Origin of the sequence: Halorubrum persicum, assembly GCF_002727125.1 — an archaeon.
In the GTDB taxonomy this organism is placed as follows: domain Archaea; phylum Halobacteriota; class Halobacteria; order Halobacteriales; family Haloferacaceae; genus Halorubrum; species Halorubrum persicum.
The window spans coordinates 41505-59876 of record NZ_NHOA01000147.1 but is presented as its reverse complement, the minus strand read 5'-3'; the positions used below and the strand labels follow the sequence as shown (position 1 = coordinate 59876).

Sequence of the window (18372 nt, the reverse complement as noted above, 5' to 3'; positions counted from 1 at the left end):
GAAACGCCTAAGCCGCTCGCAGCCCGCCTTCGAGTATGCAACCGATTTCGATCGTCGGGCCGGGAGCGACCGACCTCGCGGGACGCCTCGCGGATCGGCTCGACGGACGAGTGGCGGTCGTCGACTGCGAGACGGAGACGGGAGGGGGAACCCGCCGATCCGCCGACTCCGAGGCGACCGACGGCGGTGTCGCGGTAGGGCGAGACGACGGCGACGAGGTAGCGTCGCCGACCGCAGACACGACGCTCGCGCTCGGCTCCGACGGGTCGTGGACGGGACGCGGCCGCGTCGACGGATTCGACGATCTCCTCGACGGGCTCGCGCCCGATCACGACTATCTCGTCGCCGTCGGCGAGTCCCGCCTGCGCGTCCCGACGGTCCTGCTCGGTGCCGACGCGGAACCGGGTGACGTCCCCGGCCCGGTCCTCGCCGCCGCCGACGCGCCCGACGAGATCGCCCTCACCGGGCTCGTCGCGGAGGTGGCAGACGCGGAGCCGTGGATCACCCGGGAGACGCTCGTGAGTCGCGTGGAGGCGTCTGCGGACGCGGACCGCGCCGGCGCCATCGCGACGTTCACCGGGCGCGTTCGGGCGCGCGACGCACCCGACGACGACCGGACGACCCATCTCGCGTTCGAGAAGTACGAGGGGGTCGCGGCGGAGCGGATGGACGGCATCGCGGCCGAGCTGGCCGAGCGCGACGGCGTGTTCGAGGTTCGGATGCACCACCGGACCGGCGTCATCGAGGCGGGCGAGGACATCGTGTTCGTCGTCGTCCTCGCCGGCCACCGCCGGGAGGCGTTCCGGACCGTCGAGGACGGGATCGACCGGCTGAAAGACGAGGTGCCGATATTCAAGAAGGAGACCACGGAAGCCGAGGAGTTCTGGGTCCACCGGCGGGAGTAGTCCCGGCGGCGCCGGGTTGCGAGCGCTCTGAGTGGCTACGGACGCGGGGGCGACCGCGCGCGGACGAGGGCGTTGGCCGTCTCGTTGCGGATCTTTCTGCCGGTACACGACGGGTCCTCACGCCGAACGAACCGGAATCGCTTGGCTACCGACGATCCATATCGAAGGATTCTGAGACAGTTATAAAACGTCTAATCGATTCTAAAATACTCGTGAACGATCCGTCTGACACCTTTTACTCCCCCGTCGTCGCCTGAAACGCGATGAAAGCTACTGAACACCCCCCAACGGTCTTACCTTTATAACATCCTCCGGGGAGAAGCAGGGAGTGTACCATGAGCGCGACTGCAAACCCCTCCACGACCGCGACAACGACCGACGACCTCAGCAAGGAAGAGCGGCTGAAGCGGTACCTGCTCGACCGCGCGGAGGACGGTGAGATGTACTTCAAGGGGAAGTTCATCTCCGAGGACGTCGAGCTCTCGCCGAAGGAGATCGGCGCCCTGATGGTGAAGCTCCGCGACTCCGCCACGGAGCTCACCGTCGAGAAGTGGTCGTACACCGGCGCGACGACGTGGCGCGTCGAGCCGGCCTGACCGTCCGGAGCGTCCCGCCGCGGCCGATCAGCGCGCCCCCGCGCGTCCCCGAATCGACGGACTGACTCCCCTCGGTCCCTGCTACTGAACTCCGCTCTCAACCCCAGTACCGCTCCCCACTCTCCGTTCTCCCCCGTCTCGCCCGCGACCGCTTCCTCACTCTCGTCCCGCTGAGGGCCGCGCGTCGCTCGATCCGCACGGCTCGGACCTCTCTGTCGACCCGACCGAGAGCCGCTTCGCCCGACGCGGGGTTTATACTCGCCGACCAGCTACGACCGACGATGCCAGAACACGAGGACGGGGAGCCGTCGGGCGCGTCCGACGTTCCGCGTCCGGAGCCGCTCCGGACGTTCTTCCGGGTCGACGAGGTGCGCCGGGAAGACGGTCGCGTTCGGTACGTCGGGGAGTCGTACATCCCGGAGCGCACGCTGCTGCGGAAGCTGGTTCCGGGGTTCCGCGACGCCGGATACGACGTCGACTTGGAGGCGGTCGAGGGGGGGCACGTCGTCGTCGCGACGCCGTTCGACCGCGGGCGCGACGGGGTCCCGTGGGTCAACGTCGCGATGTTCGCGGCGACGATCCTGTCGACGCTGTTCGTGGGCGCGTACGGGTGGTACTACATCGGCTGGGAGGAGATCGCGGCGGATCCGCTCGTGATGCTGCGGGCGTGGCCGTTCACCGCCGCGGTGCTCGGCGTCCTGATGACCCACGAGCTCGGCCACTACGTCGCCGGACGCTACCACGGCGTCGACGTCTCGCTGCCGTACGTCATCCCGTTCATCTTCCCGTTCGGCACCCTCGGAGCGATCATCCGGATGCGGGGCCGGATGCCCTCGCGGAAGGCCCTGTTCGACATCGGAGTCGCCGGCCCGATCGCCGGGCTGGTCGCGACCGTCGTCGTCACCGCGATCGGGCTCTCGCTCGACCCGATCCGGGTCCCGGCCGAGATCGCGAACGTCTCCGGGCCGGTGATCCGATTCAACAACCCCCCGCTGTTGGGGCTCATCGCCGACCTCCTCGGTCAGCCGACGGCATATGAGGATCCGTCTCTCTCCGCTCACCCGGTGGTGATCGGCGGCTGGGTCGGGATGTTCTTCACCCTGCTCAATCTCCTCCCGGTCGGACAGCTCGACGGGGGGCACATGGTCCGGGCCATGGTCGGCCCGCGACAGGAGACCGTCGCGGCGCTGGTCCCCGGGGCCCTCTTCACGATCGCCGCCTACCTCTACTTCTGGCGCGGCTTCGGCCTCGACCAGTCCGTGGGGCTCTGGGCGTTTTGGGGCGTGTTCTCGCTCGTGATCGCGTTCAACGGCCCCGCGAACCCGGCCGACGAGGAGCGGCTCGACTGGGCCCGCCTCGCCGTCGGGATCGGGACGTTCGTGGTCGGCGCGCTCTGTTTCCTCCTCGTTCCGATCGAAGTCGTCGGGGCGTAAGGGCGTCGGGGCGCGGCCGGCAGCGCGTCTGGTCTCCGGAACGTGCGGTCGGCGGGCCGCTCCGGGGTCAGTCCTCGCGTCGCTTCTTCATCCCCTGTCTGGTGAACTGGGGGGTCGCGCGGAGCCCGCGCTTCTTCCGGAACGAGCGGTAGAGCGCGACGGCGAGCGGGGCGGCGAGCAGGAGGACGACCGCCGCGAGCCGCCACGACTGGGCGAACGAGTAGAGGATCGTCGCCGAGAGCACGCCGACGGCGAGCAGCACCGAGTAGGCGATCCGCATCGCGAGCTTGTCGAGGACGTTCGAGCCGTCGTCGATCGTGACGTCGACGTGGAGGTCGCCGCGGTTCGCCCGGTCGAGGAAGTCGTCGGCCTTCGGGGGAACCGTGAACAGCGCTTCCGCCGTCTTCTGGGCCTGCTGTCCGGCGTCCTCCGCGAGGTTGCGGGCGGTCTGCTCGTAGTACCCCTCCTCCTTGAGGTACTCCGTCGCGGTCGAGATGAAGTCGAACTCGGGGTCGAGCGTGACGCAGACCCCTTCGACGACGGTCGCGACGCGCAACACGAGCGCGAGGTTCGGCGGGAGCCGCAGCGGGAACTCGTAGATCGTCGACTCCACCTGTTCGATGATCTGGTTCACCTGGTACTGTTCGATGTCCTCCCCGCTGGCGTCCGCGATGGCCAGCTCCATGACGTTCCCCATCACGTCCCGGTCGGCCTCCGGCGAGAGTGTCCCCATCGCGATCAGCGTATCGAGGATGCCGTCGATGTCCTGCCGGGCGACCGCGACGTAGAAGTCGACGATCTTCTCTTGGATGAACGGGTCCACGCGTCCGGCCATCCCGAAGTCGTAGAAGATCACGGCGCCGCGCTCGTCGACCGCGAGGTTCCCGGGGTGGGGGTCGGCGTGGAACACGCCGTCCTCGATGATCATCTGGAGGTACACCTCTTGAAGCGTCTCTGCGATGGCGTTCCGGTCGATCCCCGCGTCGTCGAGGGCGCCGGTGTCGCTGATCTTGGTCCCCGGAATGTACTCCATCGTGAGCACGCGCGGGCCGGAGACCGCCTCGAAGGCGGTGGGGATCCGGATCCGATCCTCGTCCGCGAAGTTGGCGCGGATCTCCTCGAGCATCTCCCGCTCGCGGTCGTAGTCCATCTCCTCGCGGATCGTCTTCGCGAACTCGTCCGCGAGGTTCTCCAAGGAGAAGGCCCGCCCGCTGCCGATGAACCGCCGGACCAGCGGGATCGACCACCGGATCGTCCGGAGGTCGGCCTCGACGAGCGACTCGATCCCCGGTCGCCGGACCTTGACGGCCACGTCGGTCCCCTCGTAGCGCGCGGTGTACACCTGCCCGAGGCTCGCGCCGCTTATCGGCTCCCGGTCGAAGTCGTCGAACGTCTCGTCGACCGGACCGAGCTCGTCTTCGAGGACGGTCTTCGACTCCGCCCACGGGGCCGGCGGCACGTCGTCTTGGAGCCCCTCCAACACCTCGATGTACGCCGGCGGGAGGATGTCCGGCCGCGTCGAGAGGATCTGTCCGAGCTTGATGAACGTGGGCCCGAGCGTGAGCAGGATGTCGAGGAGGATGGCGGCGCGTTCGCGCTGCGTCTCGGGGTCGACCTCGCGGCCGCCGCCGAACAGGAAGTACCGCTTCCGGTCTCGCCAGTAGGCGACGATCAGCGGCGAGAACTGCCGCATGACCACGAAGAACCGCCAGTATGCGCGGAGGTTAACCAGCGTAACCACCCATCAGGCGCCGTCGGCCTCGTCGTCCCCGGCTTCGTCGACCGGGATGGTGCGGGAGGTGCCGCCGGTCCGCTTGGGGATCGTCACTTCGAGCACCTCCCGGTCCATCTCGGCGTCGGCGCCGCTACCGTCCGCGTCGCCGGGGAGGGGGAGCTCCACGTCGAGGAACAGCGGTCGGTCTTCACGCACGTAGCGGAACCCCTCGGGGACCGACTTCTCGCGCCGTCCTTCGATGGCGATCCGGCCGTCCTCCGCGAGGACCTCGGTGGTCTCGGCGGCGGCGCCGGGGAGGTCGACGACGAGCACGTACCCCTCGTCGGATTCAAGCAGGTCCGCAAACACCGCGTCCGGGAGGTCCCGGAGCGCGTCGCGTAACGCTGACATGTACAGTAGTACGGTCGCCGCGGCGAAAAAGGTGTGGAAAGGGGGGGACGCTCCCGCCGGGGACCGGTTAGCCGCTGAAGTCGAGATCGAGCTCGCTGATGTCCTCTCCCTGCGACTCCCCCGGAAGAATGTCACCGAGTCCGGCGCCGAACGCCGCGGCGGCCCAGACGACGGCCACGCGTGAGATCCGTTCGAGCCCGGTGGGATCCCCCTCGTGAAGCCGGCCCCAGAGGGCCAGCATGAACGCCGAGGTAAACAGGGAGACGAGCAAGATGCCGGCGTAGCGCCGCGGGACGAAGCCGAGTATCGGGTGGCTGATCGCTATCTGTCGGAAGTCGGCGAAGTACAGCAGGCCGGCGGTCATGACCAGGACGAACCCCACGTGGGCGAGCAGGAGGACGGGCACGCCGACCGGCGTCACCGCGGCGAACCACGCCGCGATCTCGAAGACGCCCCCCTCAACGAGCAGGGGGAGCGCGAAGAGGACCGACCCCACGAACGCCTCGGCCATGTCGCGGGACGTGTACTTGGTGATGCGCGTGGTGAACGCGGCGCTCCCGGGCATCCGCTCGACGAGCGAGATGGTCTGGCGAACCTCCTCGCGCTCGTGCCCCTCGTCGACCGTGTCGCGCAGGGCGTCGAGCTTCGCGAGCAGGTCGTTAATGTCCGGGTCTGCGGGACCCTGTGTGGCGTCCCGCTCGCGTGCGGCGTCTGATCTGGGGCCGCTCTCGGGAGCGTCGCCGCTCCCCGGGGAGCCGGCCCCTCCGCGAGACTCGGAGTGATCGGCGTCACCCTCGGAGCGGGAGCCGTCCATTGGGGGTCGATCGAGACCGTGGTTTAAAAAGCGTGCCGGCGCCCTCGCGACCGGCGGCGGCGAACGAGTTAAGTAATGGGGTGTGCTATCGTGGCACACGAGGTGAGTACGGAAGATATCGAGGACCGGGCCCAACAGCGACCGACGATCAGGTGGTATCGAACAGAGGTCTGTCCAGACGGCTTCCGGACGCGGGTCGCGTCCCCGTTCCGGGGCGCGCCCCCGGCGACCGCTTCGCTCGCCGCGGCTTTTTGAGGACGTGCGCGGACGACGAGCCGACGCTACGCCGCCGGGTCAATCCGCGAGCAGAACGCCGTGAGCGCCGCGCTGAACGCTTCCGGCCGTTCGAGCATCGCGAGGTGCGCGGCGCCCTCGATCGTCGCGCGCTCGCAGTCCTCGATTCGCTCCGCGAGGTAGTCGTGGTAGTCGACGGGCGTGAGCGCGTCGTGTTCGCCGACGACCGCGAGCGACGGGACCGCGACCTCGTCGAGGCGGTCGCGGACGTCGAAGGCGTGGCAGGTGCGGAAGTCGCGTTCGGTGACAGTGCGCCCGCACGCCCGCATCCCGGCGCGCGACAGCTCCGCGTACTCCGGCGGCGCGTCGTGGAACAGCCGGTCGGGCTCGTGGAGCAGTTCGATCGCCCGATCGAAGTCGGTCGCGAGCGCGGTGCGGAGGGGTTCGGCGACGGTGAGCTTCGCGCCCGTGCCGGCGAGCACGAGCCCGTCGAGCGACAGGTCGCGCTCCATCGCCACCCGCAGCGCGACGGCTCCCCCCAGCGAGTTGCCACAGAGGACGGTCGCGCCCGTCGCCTCCGCGACGGCGACCACGTCGTTCGCGTACTCCGCGAGCGCGTCGCGCCCGGCCGGCGCGTCCACGTCGTCGCTGTCGCCGTGGCCCGAGAGGTCGAGCGCAACGACGGGGAATCGGTCGCTCACGCGCGCCTGCGCCTTCCAGATGTCTTTGCTCCCTCCGCTTCCATGGACGAAACAGACCGTCGGTCCGTCGCCGCCGCGGTCGGAGATTCGGTAGGCGGTGTCGCGCCCGTGGTGTGTGACCCGCTCCATGGAGATTGGTCCCGCGCGCCGCCTCATAAAGGTCGCCGCCGCGCCCGGATCGACCCCCGAACCGCAACACTACCGATACGCCGTCGATATCTCACGTCATGCGATTTTAGGCGATATATTTATATACTCTCGCGCCTAACTTGTAGTTAGCATGAATCACCAACAGACCCGATCGACCGGCGACGGCGCGTTGCTCCGCCGGTACGAGTACGAGGACGGGTGGGTCGTCGCCGCCGATCTGGGCGCCGACGCCGTGAACGTCTCCGTCGACACCGTCGGCGAGACAGCGATCGTCGTGATCGAGGGAGACGGCGAGCCCGTCGAGTCGGAGTTCGAGCTCCCGGGCGAGGCCGATTCGGTCGTCGTCGAGAACGGCGTGATCACCGTGGAGGGACAGCGATGAAGCTCACCGTCAGACCGCTGAAACAGAAGGACGCCGGACGCCGCCTCGCGGCGATCGACCGCGTCGCCGCCGAGGAGCTCGGGCTCTCCGGCGGAGACATCGTTCGCGTCGAGGGACCGGACGGGGCCGCGATCGCCCGCGTCTGGCCCGGCTACCCCGAAGACGACGGAACCGGCGTCGTGCGTATCGACGGCCGACTTCGCCAGGAGGCGAACGTCGGGATCGACGACCGCGTGACGGTCGAGGACGTCGACGTCTCGCGGGCGGAGTCGGTGACGATCGCGTTCCCGAGCCAGCTCCGCGTCCGCGGGCAGATCGCCCCGTTCATCCGCGACAAGCTCTCCGGGCAGCCGGTGACCGAGGGCCAGACGATCCGCACGTCGATGGGGTTCGGGCTGATGGGCGGCCAGTCGCAGGCGGTGCCGATGAAAGTCGCCTCGACGACCCCCTCCGGCACCGTCGTCATCACCGACGACACCGAGATCGAGATCTCCGAGGTCCCCGCCGAGGAGCTGGCCGAGCCGAGCGGCGACGGCGACGCCGCGAGCGAGGGTCCCGACGTGACCTACGAGGACATCGGCGGGCTCGACAGCGAGCTCGAACAGGTCCGGGAGATGATCGAGCTGCCGATGCGGCACCCGGAGCTATTCAAGCGGCTCGGGATCGACCCGCCGAAGGGCGTGCTCCTGCACGGCCCGCCGGGCACCGGGAAGACGCTGATCGCGAAGGCCGTCGCCAACGAGATCGACGCGAACTTCCACACGATCTCCGGCCCGGAGATCATGTCGAAGTACTACGGCGAGTCGGAGGAGAAGCTCCGCGAGGTGTTCGAGGAGGCGTCCGAGGAGTCGCCCGCGATCATCTTCATGGACGAGCTCGACTCCATCGCGCCGAAGCGCGAGGAGGCCGGCGGCGACGTGGAGCGCCGCGTCGTGGCCCAGCTGCTCTCGCTGATGGACGGGCTCGAAGAGCGCGGTGAGGTCGTCGTCATCGGGGCGACGAACCGCGTCGACGCCATCGACCCCGCGCTCCGGCGCGGGGGCCGGTTCGACCGCGAGATCGAGGTCGGGGTCCCGGACCGCGACGGACGGAAGGAGATCCTGCAGGTCCACACGCGGAACATGCCGCTGGTCGACGAGATCGACTTGGACGAGTACGCCGAGAACACGCACGGCTTCGTCGGGGCCGACCTCGAATCGCTGGCGAAGGAGTCGGCGATGCACGCGCTGCGGCGCATCCGCCCCGAGATCGACCTCGAAAGCGACGAGATCGACGCCGACGTGCTGAACTCCATCCAGGTCACGGAGTCCGACTTCAAGGAGGCGATGAAGGGGATCGAACCCTCCGCGCTCCGCGAGGTGTTCGTCGAAGTCCCGGACGTGAGCTGGGAGCAGGTCGGCGGGTTGGAGGGCACCAAAGAGCGGCTCCGCGAGACGATCCAGTGGCCGCTCGAGTACCCCGAAGTGTTCGAGGAGCTCGACATGCAGGCCGCCAAGGGCGTGCTGATGTACGGGCCGCCGGGCACGGGGAAGACCCTGCTCGCGAAGGCCGTCGCCAACGAGAGCGAGTCGAACTTCATCTCGATCAAGGGGCCCGAGCTGCTGAACAAGTACGTGGGCGAGTCCGAGAAGGGCGTCCGCGAGGTGTTCAGCAAGGCCCGCGAGAACGCGCCGACGATCGTGTTCTTCGACGAGATCGACTCGATCGCGACCGAGCGCGGCAAGAACTCCGGTGACTCCGGCGTCGGCGAACGCGTCGTCTCCCAGCTGCTGACGGAGCTCGACGGGCTCGAGTCGCTGGAGGACGTGGTCGTCATCGCGACGACGAACCGCCCGGACCTCATCGACTCGGCGCTGCTCCGCCCCGGCCGGCTGGACCGCCACGTGCACGTCCCCGTGCCGGACGAGGACGCGCGCCGGAAGATTCTGGAGGTCCACACCCGGAACAAGCCGCTGGCCGACGACGTCGACCTCGACGCGATCGCTCGGAAGACCGAGGGGTACGTCGGCGCCGACATCGAGGCGGTGGCCCGCGAGGCGTCGATGAACGCCTCCCGGGAGTTCATCGGCAGCGTCACGCGCGAGGAAGTCGGCGAGTCCGTCGGCAACGTCCGCGTCACGATGCAGCACTTCGAGGACGCCCTGGACGAGGTGAACCCGAGCGTCACCCCCGAGACGCGCGAGCGTTACGAGGAGATCGAACAGCAGTTCCGCCGGTCGGAGGTCGAATCTGCGGAGACCGAGCCCGGCACGGCGTTCCAGTAGTCGGCCCGGCTTCGGTCAGCGTCGGTCCGCGGCGGCGATTTTTCCAACGGTACCCGACGGCTCACACGACGCCCAGCGTCGACAGCAGGTAGAGCACGGCGACGACGACGATCCCGATCGTGACGAGCCGCCACGCGAGCTTCAACACGAACTTCCCGAGGATGATCACGACTGCCACGGCGACGAGCGCGACGAGTAGCTGTCCGGTCTGGCTGCCGAGGATGCCGGCCTGAAGCGGTATCGAGGCCGCGAGCGCGGCGAGCGAAGTGGTCATGTCCGCGTCCACGGCGAGGTCCGGCATAAGTTTGTGGGAGGGCGCTCGAGCGGCCAGTTGTCGAACTCTGACAGGTTTGCGGCAAGAACTTCGTCAAACGACGACAAATGATCACCGGTCCGTCGGCCGTGAGCGCGGGACCGCGCCGCACCCTTCGGCGCATCGCCGTCTCGAAACCCCCCTTTTGTTCCGGTGGGGAGACGGCTCATTACCCCGGTTTTCTCGGTGGCCGATCAGTTTCACCCCGGTCTGGCTACGCTTATGTGTCCGGAGTCCGTTCGTTGCCGACGTACCGAAATCCAACGTCAGACGCGCGGAACGGACGTTGCATAACGAATCGTACATATCGCGACTGTCGGGTCCGAACATCCGAACGTACAAGGGCCCGCCTCGCCAGTACATCAACACTACAGATGATCCATATCCCACGCCAACCGAGCGGGGTGGCCGTCGAATGAGCAGCGACGGCGTCGCCGCCGACGAACTCGAACTGCCGATCAAACGCACCACGGGCGAGACGATGGAGGAGCGTCTCACGGCCAACGCCTATCACAACATCCTGCCCGCGCGCTACCTCCGGAAGAACGCGGACGGGGAGGCGATCGAAGACCCCGAGGAGCTGTTCGACCGCGTCGCGCGCAACGTCGCGCTTGCGGAGGCCGTCTTCGAGGCCGAGAAACAGGGCGTCGAGGTCACGGTCACGCCCGACCAGCTGAAGCCCGACCACCCGCGGCGCGACGAGCTTGCCGCCGAGGTCTTCGGCACGGGCACGACCGCGAACGACGAGGTCGAGACGGCGCTCACCGCGCACAACGTCAACAAGTTCGCGTACGACACGGTCGTCCCCGAGCTGCCCGAGAGCGTGCGCGACCACGTCGAAGCGACCGCGGACCGGTTCCGCGACGGGATGGAACAGCTCTCCTTCATGCCGAACTCGCCGACGCTGATGAACGCGGGCGACGAGCTCCAGCAGCTCTCCGCCTGCTTCGTCGACTCCCCCGACGACGACATCACCGACATTCACCAGACCGCCAAGGAGGCGGCCGAGGTGTTCCAGTCCGGCGGCGGCATGGGGTACGCGTTCTGGAAGCTCCGCCCCTACGGCGACTCCGTCGGCTCGACGGGCGGCATCGCCTCCGGGCCGATCACGTTCATGCGGACGTTCGACCAGATGTGCGAGACGATCGCGCAGGGCGGCGCGCGACGCGGCGCGCAGATGGGCGTCATGCGCGTCTCCCATCCCGACGTCATCCAGTTCATCCACTCGAAGAACAAGGACGTCTCGCTGGCGCACTCGCTCCGGCTGAACGACCCCGACGACTTCACCCACAACTCCTTCGCGGACGCCTTGGAAGAGGCCCGCGACCTCATCGACGACGACGGGAAGGTCCCCGAACACCTCCGCAACGCGGTCGAGGGCCACCTGTCGAACTTCAACATCAGCGTCGGCGTCACGGACGACTTCATGGAGGCGCTGTACAACGACGAGGAGTTCACCTTCACGAACCCGCGCACCGAGGAGCCGCACATCGCGACGCCGGAGACGAAGGAGATCTACGACATGTTCGGCCTCGGCGAGCACGTCGAGGTCGGCGAGGAGCTCTCGATCCCCGCCCAAGAGCTGTGGGACGACATGATCGAGGGCGCTCACGAGAACGGGGAGCCGGGCGTCATCTACCTCGAACGCGTGAACAAGGAGCACTCGTTCGACGTCGAGGAGCACCCCGATCACCGGATCCTCGCGACAAACCCCTGCGGCGAGCAGCCGCTCGAGGAGTACGAGGCGTGTAACCTCGGCCACATCAACCTCTCGACGCTCGCGGCGCAGGACGCGCCGGACTGGCGCGTCTGGTCCGAGGCGCACGCCGACGAGTACGACTCGCAGGCGGCGGCGATCGACGCCTTCCTCGAGGAGGCGATCGACTTCGAGGAGTTCGACGAGCGGATCGACTACGGGACCCGCTTCCTGGAAAACGTGGTCACGATGTCGGACTTCCCGGTCGAGAAGATCGAACAGAAGGTCCGCGACATGCGGAAGATCGGGCTCGGCATCATGGGGCTCGCACAGCTGTACATCCAGCTCGGGATCCAGTACGGCACCGAGCCGGGCAACGAGGTCGCCCGCCAGCTGATGACCCACATCAACCACGCGTCGAAGCAGACCTCCCACAAGCTCGCCGAGGAGCGCGGAACGTTCAACGACTGGGAGGAGTCGAAGTACGCGAACCCCACCGAGTACCGCGAGTGGTTCGAGCACTACACCGGCCTCGACGCCGACGAGTGGGAAGATGGCTTCCCGGTGCGCAACCACAACACGACGACGATCGCGCCCACGGGTACGACGTCGATGATCGGCAACACCACCGGCGGCTGTGAGCCCATCTACAACGTCGCCTACTACAAGAACGTCTCCGACGACGTGCAGGGCGACGAGATGCTCGTCGAGTTCGACGACTACTTCCTCCGCACCTTAGAGGAGAACGACGTCGACGTCGACGCCGTCAAACAGGAGGCCCAAGAGCAGATGGCGACGAACGAGTTCGACGGCGTTGACGGCCTGGAGACGGTGCCGGACGCCATCGGCGAACTGTTCGTCGTCACCGGCGACCTCTCCGGCAAGCAGCACGCGGCGGTCCAGTGCGCGTGTCAGGAGGGCGTCGACTCCGCCATCTCGAAGACGTGTAACTTCCCGAACGACGCCACCGCCGAGGAGATGGAAGAGGTGTACCGCTACATCTACGACCACGGCGGCAAGGGCGTCACCGTCTACCGCGACGGCACCCGCTCGAAGCAGGTGCTCACGACGCGCGCGAAGAACACGGAGTTCGCCGACGAGAGCGAGGCGGCCGAGGCGATCGTCGAGCAGATCGGCGAGGTGTTCGGCGGCATCGAGTCGTTCCTCGACAACGAGGATGTCCAGCGGGCAATCGACGCGGAGATCTCGGACCTGCTCGAGGCCAGCGAGCAGCCCCGGATCGACTACAGCGAACGCAGTCCGCGCCCGGACTCCCTGAACGGCGTCACGCAGCGGGTCGAGACGGGGTACGGAAAGCTGTACGTCACCATCAACGAGGACGAGAAGGGGCTGCCGTTCGAGCTGTTCGCGAACATCGGCCACTCCGGCGGCTACACCAACTCCTTCACCGAGGCGCTCGCGAAGGTCATCTCGACGGCGCTCCGCTCGGGCGTCGACCCCGAGGAGATCGTCGACGAGCTGCAGGGCACCCGGAGCCCGAAGGTCGCGTGGGACAAAGGCGAGCAGATCCAGTCTATCCCGGACGCGATCGGCACCGCGCTCCGCCGCTACCTCGACGACGAGATCGACAAGGGGATCCCCCAACAGCAGAGCCTCGACGACGTGGAGGGCGTCGCCGAACCCCCGAGCCAGACCGACGGCGGCGCGGTCAGCGCGTCGTCCGCGACCGACGTTTCGGGCGCCGACGCTCCCGAGACCGCGGACGACGCGGCCGGCGCCGACGACGCGATGCAGGAACTGATCGCGGCGGGCGAGTCGCCCGAGTGTCCCGAGTGCGGCGGGATGAATCTCTACTACTCCGAGGGCTGCAAGACGTGCGAGTCGTGCGGCTGGTCGGAGTGCTAGGCGGGAGCGGCCGTCGGTAACGGACGCTCGACGACGCGATTTTCGCTTCTTGCCGTGGTGTACTGCGCACCGCTATCGACCGCGTTCGGGCTACGCGCACGTCACGGAACGCAGGTCGGTACCGACACAGCGGCGGAACGAAACGGACGGCAGGAGAGAGCCGCAAGAGACCGAGAGAGTTGAAAGACACCGGGAGAGACCGCCGGCGTCGAACCGCGTCGTCGCCTCAGAACGTCTCCAGGTAGCGGTCCTCCTCCCACTCGGACACCTGGGTGAGATACTCGCTGAACTCCTGGGACTTCGCCTCGGCGAACTTCTCGGAGGTGTGCGGACCGAGCGCCTCCTGCATCACTTCGTCCGCCTCCAACTCCTCGACCGCGGCGCCGAGGTTCGGCGGCAGCGTCTCGATGCCGTACTCCTGACGCTTCTCGTCGTCGAACTCGTAGATGTCCTCGCGGACCGGGTCGCCGGGGTCGGCCTCCGTCTTGATCCCGTCGAGGCCGGCGGCGATGAGCGACGCCATCCCGAGGTAGGGGTTACAGGACGGGTCGGGGCTGCGGACCTCGAACCGCGCGGAGACGCCGGCCGCGTCGGGGACGCGGACGAGCGCCGAGCGGTTCGTGTCGGACCACGCGACGTAGATGGGCGCCTCGTAGCCGGGCACGAGGCGCTTGTAGGAGTTCACGGTCGGGTTGGTGACGGCCGTGAACGCGGGCGCGTGGTTCAGGATACCGCCCATGAACTGGTAGGCGGTCTCGCTCAGGTTGAACTCGTCCGAGTCGTCGGCGAACGCGTTGCCGTCCTCGTCGAACAGCGAGATGTGGCTGTGCATCCCCGAGCCGTTGATGTCGGCGATCGGCTTGGGCATGAACGTCGCGTGCAGGTCGTGCTGCTCGGCGACCGCGCGGACGACGGCGCGGAACGTCGCGATGTTGTCCGCGGTGGTGAGCGCGTCGTCGTACTTGAAGTTGATCTCGTGTTGCCCCTCGGCGACCTCGTGGTGCGAGGCCTCGATCTCGAAGCCCATCTTCTCCAAGGTGAAGATGATCTCCTTGCGCACGTCGGACGCGAGGTCCTTCGGCGCCAGATCGAAGTACCCGCCGTTGTCGTGGGGGATCGTCGTCGCGTTGCCGTCGTCGTCCTTCTCGAACAGGAAGAACTCCGGCTCCGGCCCGATCGAGACGGAGTAACCCATCTCCTCGGCCTCCTCGAGGACGCGCTTGAGCACCTGACGCGGACCGCCGACGAACGGTTCGCCCTCCGTGGTCACGATGTCACAGATGAGCCGCGCGGCCCCGCTGTCGCCGTTGCCGTCGCTCCGCCACGGGAGCACCGCGAACGTCTCGGGGTCGGGGACGAGACGCATGTCCGACTCCTGAATCCGTACGAACCCCTCGATGGAGGAGCCGTCGAAGTAGATCCCCTCGGTGAACGCCTTCTCCGCCTGGTGGGCGGGGACGGAGACGTTCTTCACGACGCCGAGAATGTCGGTGAACTGGAGCCGCAGGAAATCGACGTTTTTCTCTTCGATCTCGTCGAGTACTGCCTGTTCTTCGGCCGTGAGGCCGCCGTCCGGTTTCGCGTGTTCGTCCGTCATGTTCTGGACGTTTCATTCGTTATCTGCCAGTATAAAGGCCTTATCGCTTGGCGCATGAACCGCCAGTCGCGCAAAAATGCTGGACGTTCGTAAAATTATAAACCCCTGACGACGTGGATAGGTGTGATGACGTACGAAAACCTCGATGCGAAACTCGTCAACTCCCTTCTCAGCAACGGGCGGGCGAGTCTCAGAAGCCTCGGCGACGAGCTCGACGTATCGGTGACGACGGTGTCGAACCACCTCCGCGATCTCGAGGACGAGGGGGTGATTCGGGGGTACACCCCGATCGTCGACTACGACAAGCTCGGCTACGACGTGACGGCGGTGCTCCAGCTCAAAGTCGAGGGGAGCGCGCTCCCCGACGTGACCGAGAAGCTCCGGCAGGAGAAGCAGATGGTGAGCGTCTACGAGGTCACGGGAGATTACGACGTGATCGCCATCGGGAAGTTCACCGACACGGACGGGATGAACGAGCAGATCAAGTCGATCCTCACCGACGCGGACATCCGCGAATCGAACACCAGCGTCGTGCTCAACCCCGTCACCGAAAACGAACAGTTCGACCTCGACCTCAACGAGGAGTAGTCGCCGCCGAGCGCACGAGGACGAGTCGTCAGTCCTCCGCTCTCCCCTTTCCGTATCCGACTCCCGGTCGCGCTGGTCCCGCCTACTGCTCCGCGGCCGCCGCCTCCAGGACCTCCACGGCCGGCAGCGGCTCGCCCGTCAGCGCCCGGATGTACGCCCCGCCGGCGATCGAGACGTGCGAGAACGCCGACTCGTCGAGCCCGTACATCTCGATCGCCCGCGAGGTGTCGCCGCCGCCGACCACCGAGAAGCAGTCGGTCTCGGCGATCGCTTCGAGCACGCCCACGGTGCCGTCCGCGAAGCGCTCGTCCTCGAAGACGCCGAGCGCGCCCTTCACGAACACCGCGTCGGACTCGCGGATCGGCGGCTCGTAGGCCGCCACCGTCTCCGACCCGACGTCGAGGTACCCCTCCGTCTTCTCGTCGATGTCGTCGACGGCGACCTCCGCGCGGTCGCCGTCGGGCCCCTCGTACGCGAGGTCGGTCGCGAGCCGGATCTCGTCGCCGCGCTCGTCGAGCACCGACTCGATCAGCTCGCGGTTCTCGTCCCACTGCTCGTCGAACAGGTCCATCTCTCCTACATCGTGGCCGACCGGGTGCCCCGCGGCGCGCAAGAAGAGCTCGCCGGCGACGCCCCCGAGCAGGAAGCGGTCGACCCGGTCGTCTAAGGCGTCCATCACGCCGATCACGTCGGTCGCCTTCGTCCCGCCGACGACCATCGTCACCGGGCCGTCGAACTCGCGGGTCGCGATGGCGGTGTTGGCCTCGTACTCCGTCTCCATCACGCGGCCCGCGTACGAGGGGAGCGCGAGCGGGAAGCCGACAAGCGAGGCGTGCTTCCGGTGGGCTGCCGAGTAGGCGTCGTTGACGTACGCGTCGAACCGCGGGGCGAGCGTCGTCACGAACTCCGTCTCGGCCTTCGCCTCGGGCGACTCCTCTGGGAGCTCGTCGTCGCACATCCGGGCGTTCTCCAACAGGAGCACCTCGCCCGCGCCGAGCGCGTCGATCGCCGCCAGCGCCTCGTCGCCGTAGGTGTCCGCGACGAAGGCGACCTCGCGGCCGACGTGGTCCGCGAGGATGTCGGCGTGCCCGGCGAGCGACGTGAAGTCGTCCCGGCCCGGGCGGCCCTGATGGGCCAGCAGGACGACGCGGTGGCCGGCGTCGGCGAGCTCGCGGACCGTCTCGGCGTGGCGCTCGAACCGGCGGTTGTCCTGCGGTTCTCCGTCCTCGATGGGGGAGTTGAGGTCGAGTCGAACGAGGACGCGCGAGTCTGCCGGGAGGCTGTCGATGGTGTCGAACGTGGACATGAGTGAACAGTCGTCGATGAAATATTTAAGCGGTGGTTCTCCGGGGGAACGTTGCCGCCGGGGTGCCGGGGCGTTCGCTCGTCCGGCCGCGATCAGCCGCTCACGCCTCGTCGTGGACGTACGCGGCCATGTCGAGCATCCGGTTCGAGAAGCCGTACTCGTTGTCGTACCAGGTGAGGATCTTCAGGAGCTTCCCGCCAGCGATGACGTTCGTCGACTGCAGGTCGACGTAGCTGGAGAAGGGGAGCCCGACGATGTCGCTGGAGACGACCTCGTCGTCGGTGTAGCCGAGCACGCCCGCGAGCGGGCCGGAGTCGGCGGCCTCGCGGAAGGCGGCGTTCACGTCCTCCTCGGTGACGGTCTCGTCGAGGCTGACGACGAACTCGGTGAGCGAGCCGGACGGGACCGGCACGCGCATCGCCATCCCGTCGATCTTCCCCTCCAGCTGCGGGAGGACCTGCTGTGCGGCGCCCGCGGCGCCCGTCGAGGTCGGCACGATGTTCTCGGCGGCCGCGCGGCCGCGGCGGGTCTTCGCCTTCGGCCCGTCGATCAGGCTCTGGGAGCCGGTGTACGCGTGGACGGTGGTGAGCGTGCCGGCGTCGATACCGAACTCGTTGTCGAGCACCTTCGCGACCGGCGTGATGGAGTTGGTCGTACAGGAGGCGTTCGAGATCACGTCGTCGCCGTCGTACTCGTCGTGGTTGACACCGTAGACGAGCTGTTTGACCTCCTTCTCTCCCTTCGGGGGCGCCGAGATGATCACGGTGTCGGCGCCGCCGTCGATGTGCGCGCTCGCGTCCTCGCGGGTGCGGAAGACGCCCGTACACTCCAACGCGACCTCCACGTCGAGCTCGTCCCACGGGAGGTCGGCGGGGTCCTGCACGTTGTACAGGTCGACCGAGGTGCCGCCGATCGTCAGCGCGTCGCCGTCGCGCTCGACGCCGTCGAGCCGGCCCATGACGGTGTCGTACTTCGCGAGGTACGCCATGTCGTCGAAGTCCATCACGTCGTTAATCCCGACGAGCTCGATCCGCGGCGATTCGAGCACCGCCCGGAACACGTTCCGCCCGATCCGACCGAAGCCGTTGAGGCCCACCCGGACGACTTCGTCGTCGCTCACGTCGTCGGCCGCGGCGAGATATGATTTACTCATGTTCGAAAAAGGTAAGCCCAGATACTTAAAACCGACCGAGTCGGCGCGTGACGGTCACTATCGTTCGATTTTGTTACGGACGGTCGGTTCTCTTCCGGGGCTCGCCGCTCGCGGGGTTCGACGGGCCGACCGGGAGACCGAGCCGGCGAGAAGTGAGCGCTGAACACACCGCGTACCGCCCGCACGACCCCGAGCGCCGGCGAAGACGGTCGTGGACAGAAGGCTTATCGGGATCACCGCCGTCACGTG

15 protein-coding genes are annotated in these 18372 nt (G+C 67.7%); 7 read left to right on the top strand and 8 right to left on the bottom strand.

Annotated features, from left to right (window positions below; translation table 11 throughout):
* The first annotated feature begins 35 nt into the window (after window positions 1–35).
* The 3 genes from DJ69_RS15970 (at window position 36) to DJ69_RS15960 (ending at window position 2934) form a co-directional block, all read left to right on the top strand.
* Complete coding sequence (locus DJ69_RS15970; protein WP_099256515.1) at window positions 36–905, top strand: molybdopterin synthase; 870 nt, start codon at window positions 36–38, stop codon at window positions 903–905.
* 335 nt (window positions 906–1240) lie between these two features.
* Complete coding sequence (locus DJ69_RS15965) at window positions 1241–1501, top strand: DUF7123 family protein (protein ID WP_004047147.1); 261 nt, start codon at window positions 1241–1243, stop codon at window positions 1499–1501.
* Window positions 1502–1782: 281 nt separating this feature from the next.
* Complete coding sequence (locus DJ69_RS15960; RefSeq protein ID WP_099256514.1) at window positions 1783–2934, top strand: site-2 protease family protein; 1152 nt, start codon at window positions 1783–1785, stop codon at window positions 2932–2934.
* 67 nt (window positions 2935–3001) lie between these two features.
* On the opposite strand, the gene DJ69_RS15955 is transcribed toward DJ69_RS15960, so the two are convergent.
* The 4 genes from DJ69_RS15955 to DJ69_RS15940 form a co-directional block, all read right to left on the bottom strand.
* Window positions 3002–4675 (bottom strand): ABC1 kinase family protein, encoded by a 1674-nt coding sequence (locus tag DJ69_RS15955; RefSeq protein ID WP_099256513.1) that lies wholly within the window; start codon window positions 4673–4675, stop codon window positions 3002–3004.
* Window positions 4676–4678: 3 nt separating this feature from the next.
* On the bottom strand, window positions 4679–5059 hold the full coding sequence (locus DJ69_RS15950) for an Hsp20/alpha crystallin family protein (RefSeq protein WP_099256512.1): 381 nt from the start codon (window positions 5057–5059) through the stop codon (window positions 4679–4681).
* Window positions 5060–5126: 67 nt separating this feature from the next.
* Window positions 5127–5873 (bottom strand): DUF2391 domain-containing protein, encoded by a 747-nt coding sequence (locus DJ69_RS15945; protein ID WP_099256511.1) that lies wholly within the window; start codon window positions 5871–5873, stop codon window positions 5127–5129.
* 281 nt (window positions 5874–6154) lie between these two features.
* Complete coding sequence (locus DJ69_RS15940) at window positions 6155–6937, bottom strand: alpha/beta fold hydrolase (RefSeq protein WP_099256510.1); 783 nt, start codon at window positions 6935–6937, stop codon at window positions 6155–6157.
* Between the two features lie 151 nt (window positions 6938–7088).
* On the opposite strand from DJ69_RS15940, the gene DJ69_RS15935 reads away from it, so the two are divergent.
* Together DJ69_RS15935 and DJ69_RS15930 are read left to right on the top strand one after the other, a co-directional pair.
* Entirely contained in the window at window positions 7089–7340 is a 252-nt protein-coding gene (locus tag DJ69_RS15935; protein ID WP_099256509.1) for a DUF7127 family protein, read from the top strand.
* Entirely contained in the window at window positions 7337–9604 is a 2268-nt protein-coding gene (locus DJ69_RS15930; protein ID WP_099256508.1) for a CDC48 family AAA ATPase, read from the top strand. Before DJ69_RS15935 ends, DJ69_RS15930 begins: the two co-directional genes overlap by 4 nt.
* Before the next feature lie 61 nt (window positions 9605–9665).
* Here the strand turns inward: DJ69_RS15930 and DJ69_RS15925 are convergent, their stop codons facing one another.
* Complete coding sequence (locus DJ69_RS15925) at window positions 9666–9905, bottom strand: hypothetical protein (RefSeq protein ID WP_099256507.1); 240 nt, start codon at window positions 9903–9905, stop codon at window positions 9666–9668.
* Between the two features lie 427 nt (window positions 9906–10332).
* On the opposite strand from DJ69_RS15925, the gene DJ69_RS15920 reads away from it, so the two are divergent.
* Complete coding sequence (locus tag DJ69_RS15920) at window positions 10333–13479, top strand: adenosylcobalamin-dependent ribonucleoside-diphosphate reductase (protein ID WP_099256506.1); 3147 nt, start codon at window positions 10333–10335, stop codon at window positions 13477–13479.
* A gap of 226 nt (window positions 13480–13705) precedes the next feature.
* Here the strand turns inward: DJ69_RS15920 and glnA are convergent, their stop codons facing one another.
* The gene (gene glnA / locus DJ69_RS15915; RefSeq protein WP_099256505.1) at window positions 13706–15076 is read right to left on the bottom strand and encodes a type I glutamate--ammonia ligase; all 1371 of its coding nucleotides are present in this window, start codon (window positions 15074–15076) and stop codon (window positions 13706–13708) included.
* A gap of 126 nt (window positions 15077–15202) precedes the next feature.
* Here glnA and lrp point away from each other — a divergent pair, with 126 nt between their 5' ends.
* Entirely contained in the window at window positions 15203–15664 is a 462-nt protein-coding gene (gene lrp / locus DJ69_RS15910; protein WP_004047126.1) for an HTH-type transcriptional regulator Lrp, read from the top strand.
* Window positions 15665–15746: 82 nt separating this feature from the next.
* On the opposite strand, the gene DJ69_RS15905 is transcribed toward lrp, so the two are convergent.
* Both DJ69_RS15905 and gap read right to left on the bottom strand, forming a co-directional pair.
* Entirely contained in the window at window positions 15747–16970 is a 1224-nt protein-coding gene (locus DJ69_RS15905; protein WP_099256504.1) for a phosphoglycerate kinase, read from the bottom strand.
* A 100-nt stretch (window positions 16971–17070) separates the two neighbouring features.
* Window positions 17071–18123, bottom strand: coding sequence for a type I glyceraldehyde-3-phosphate dehydrogenase (gap, locus tag DJ69_RS15900; protein ID WP_099256503.1), 1053 nt, complete (start codon window positions 18121–18123; stop codon window positions 17071–17073).
* Between the last annotated feature and the right edge of the window lie 249 nt (window positions 18124–18372).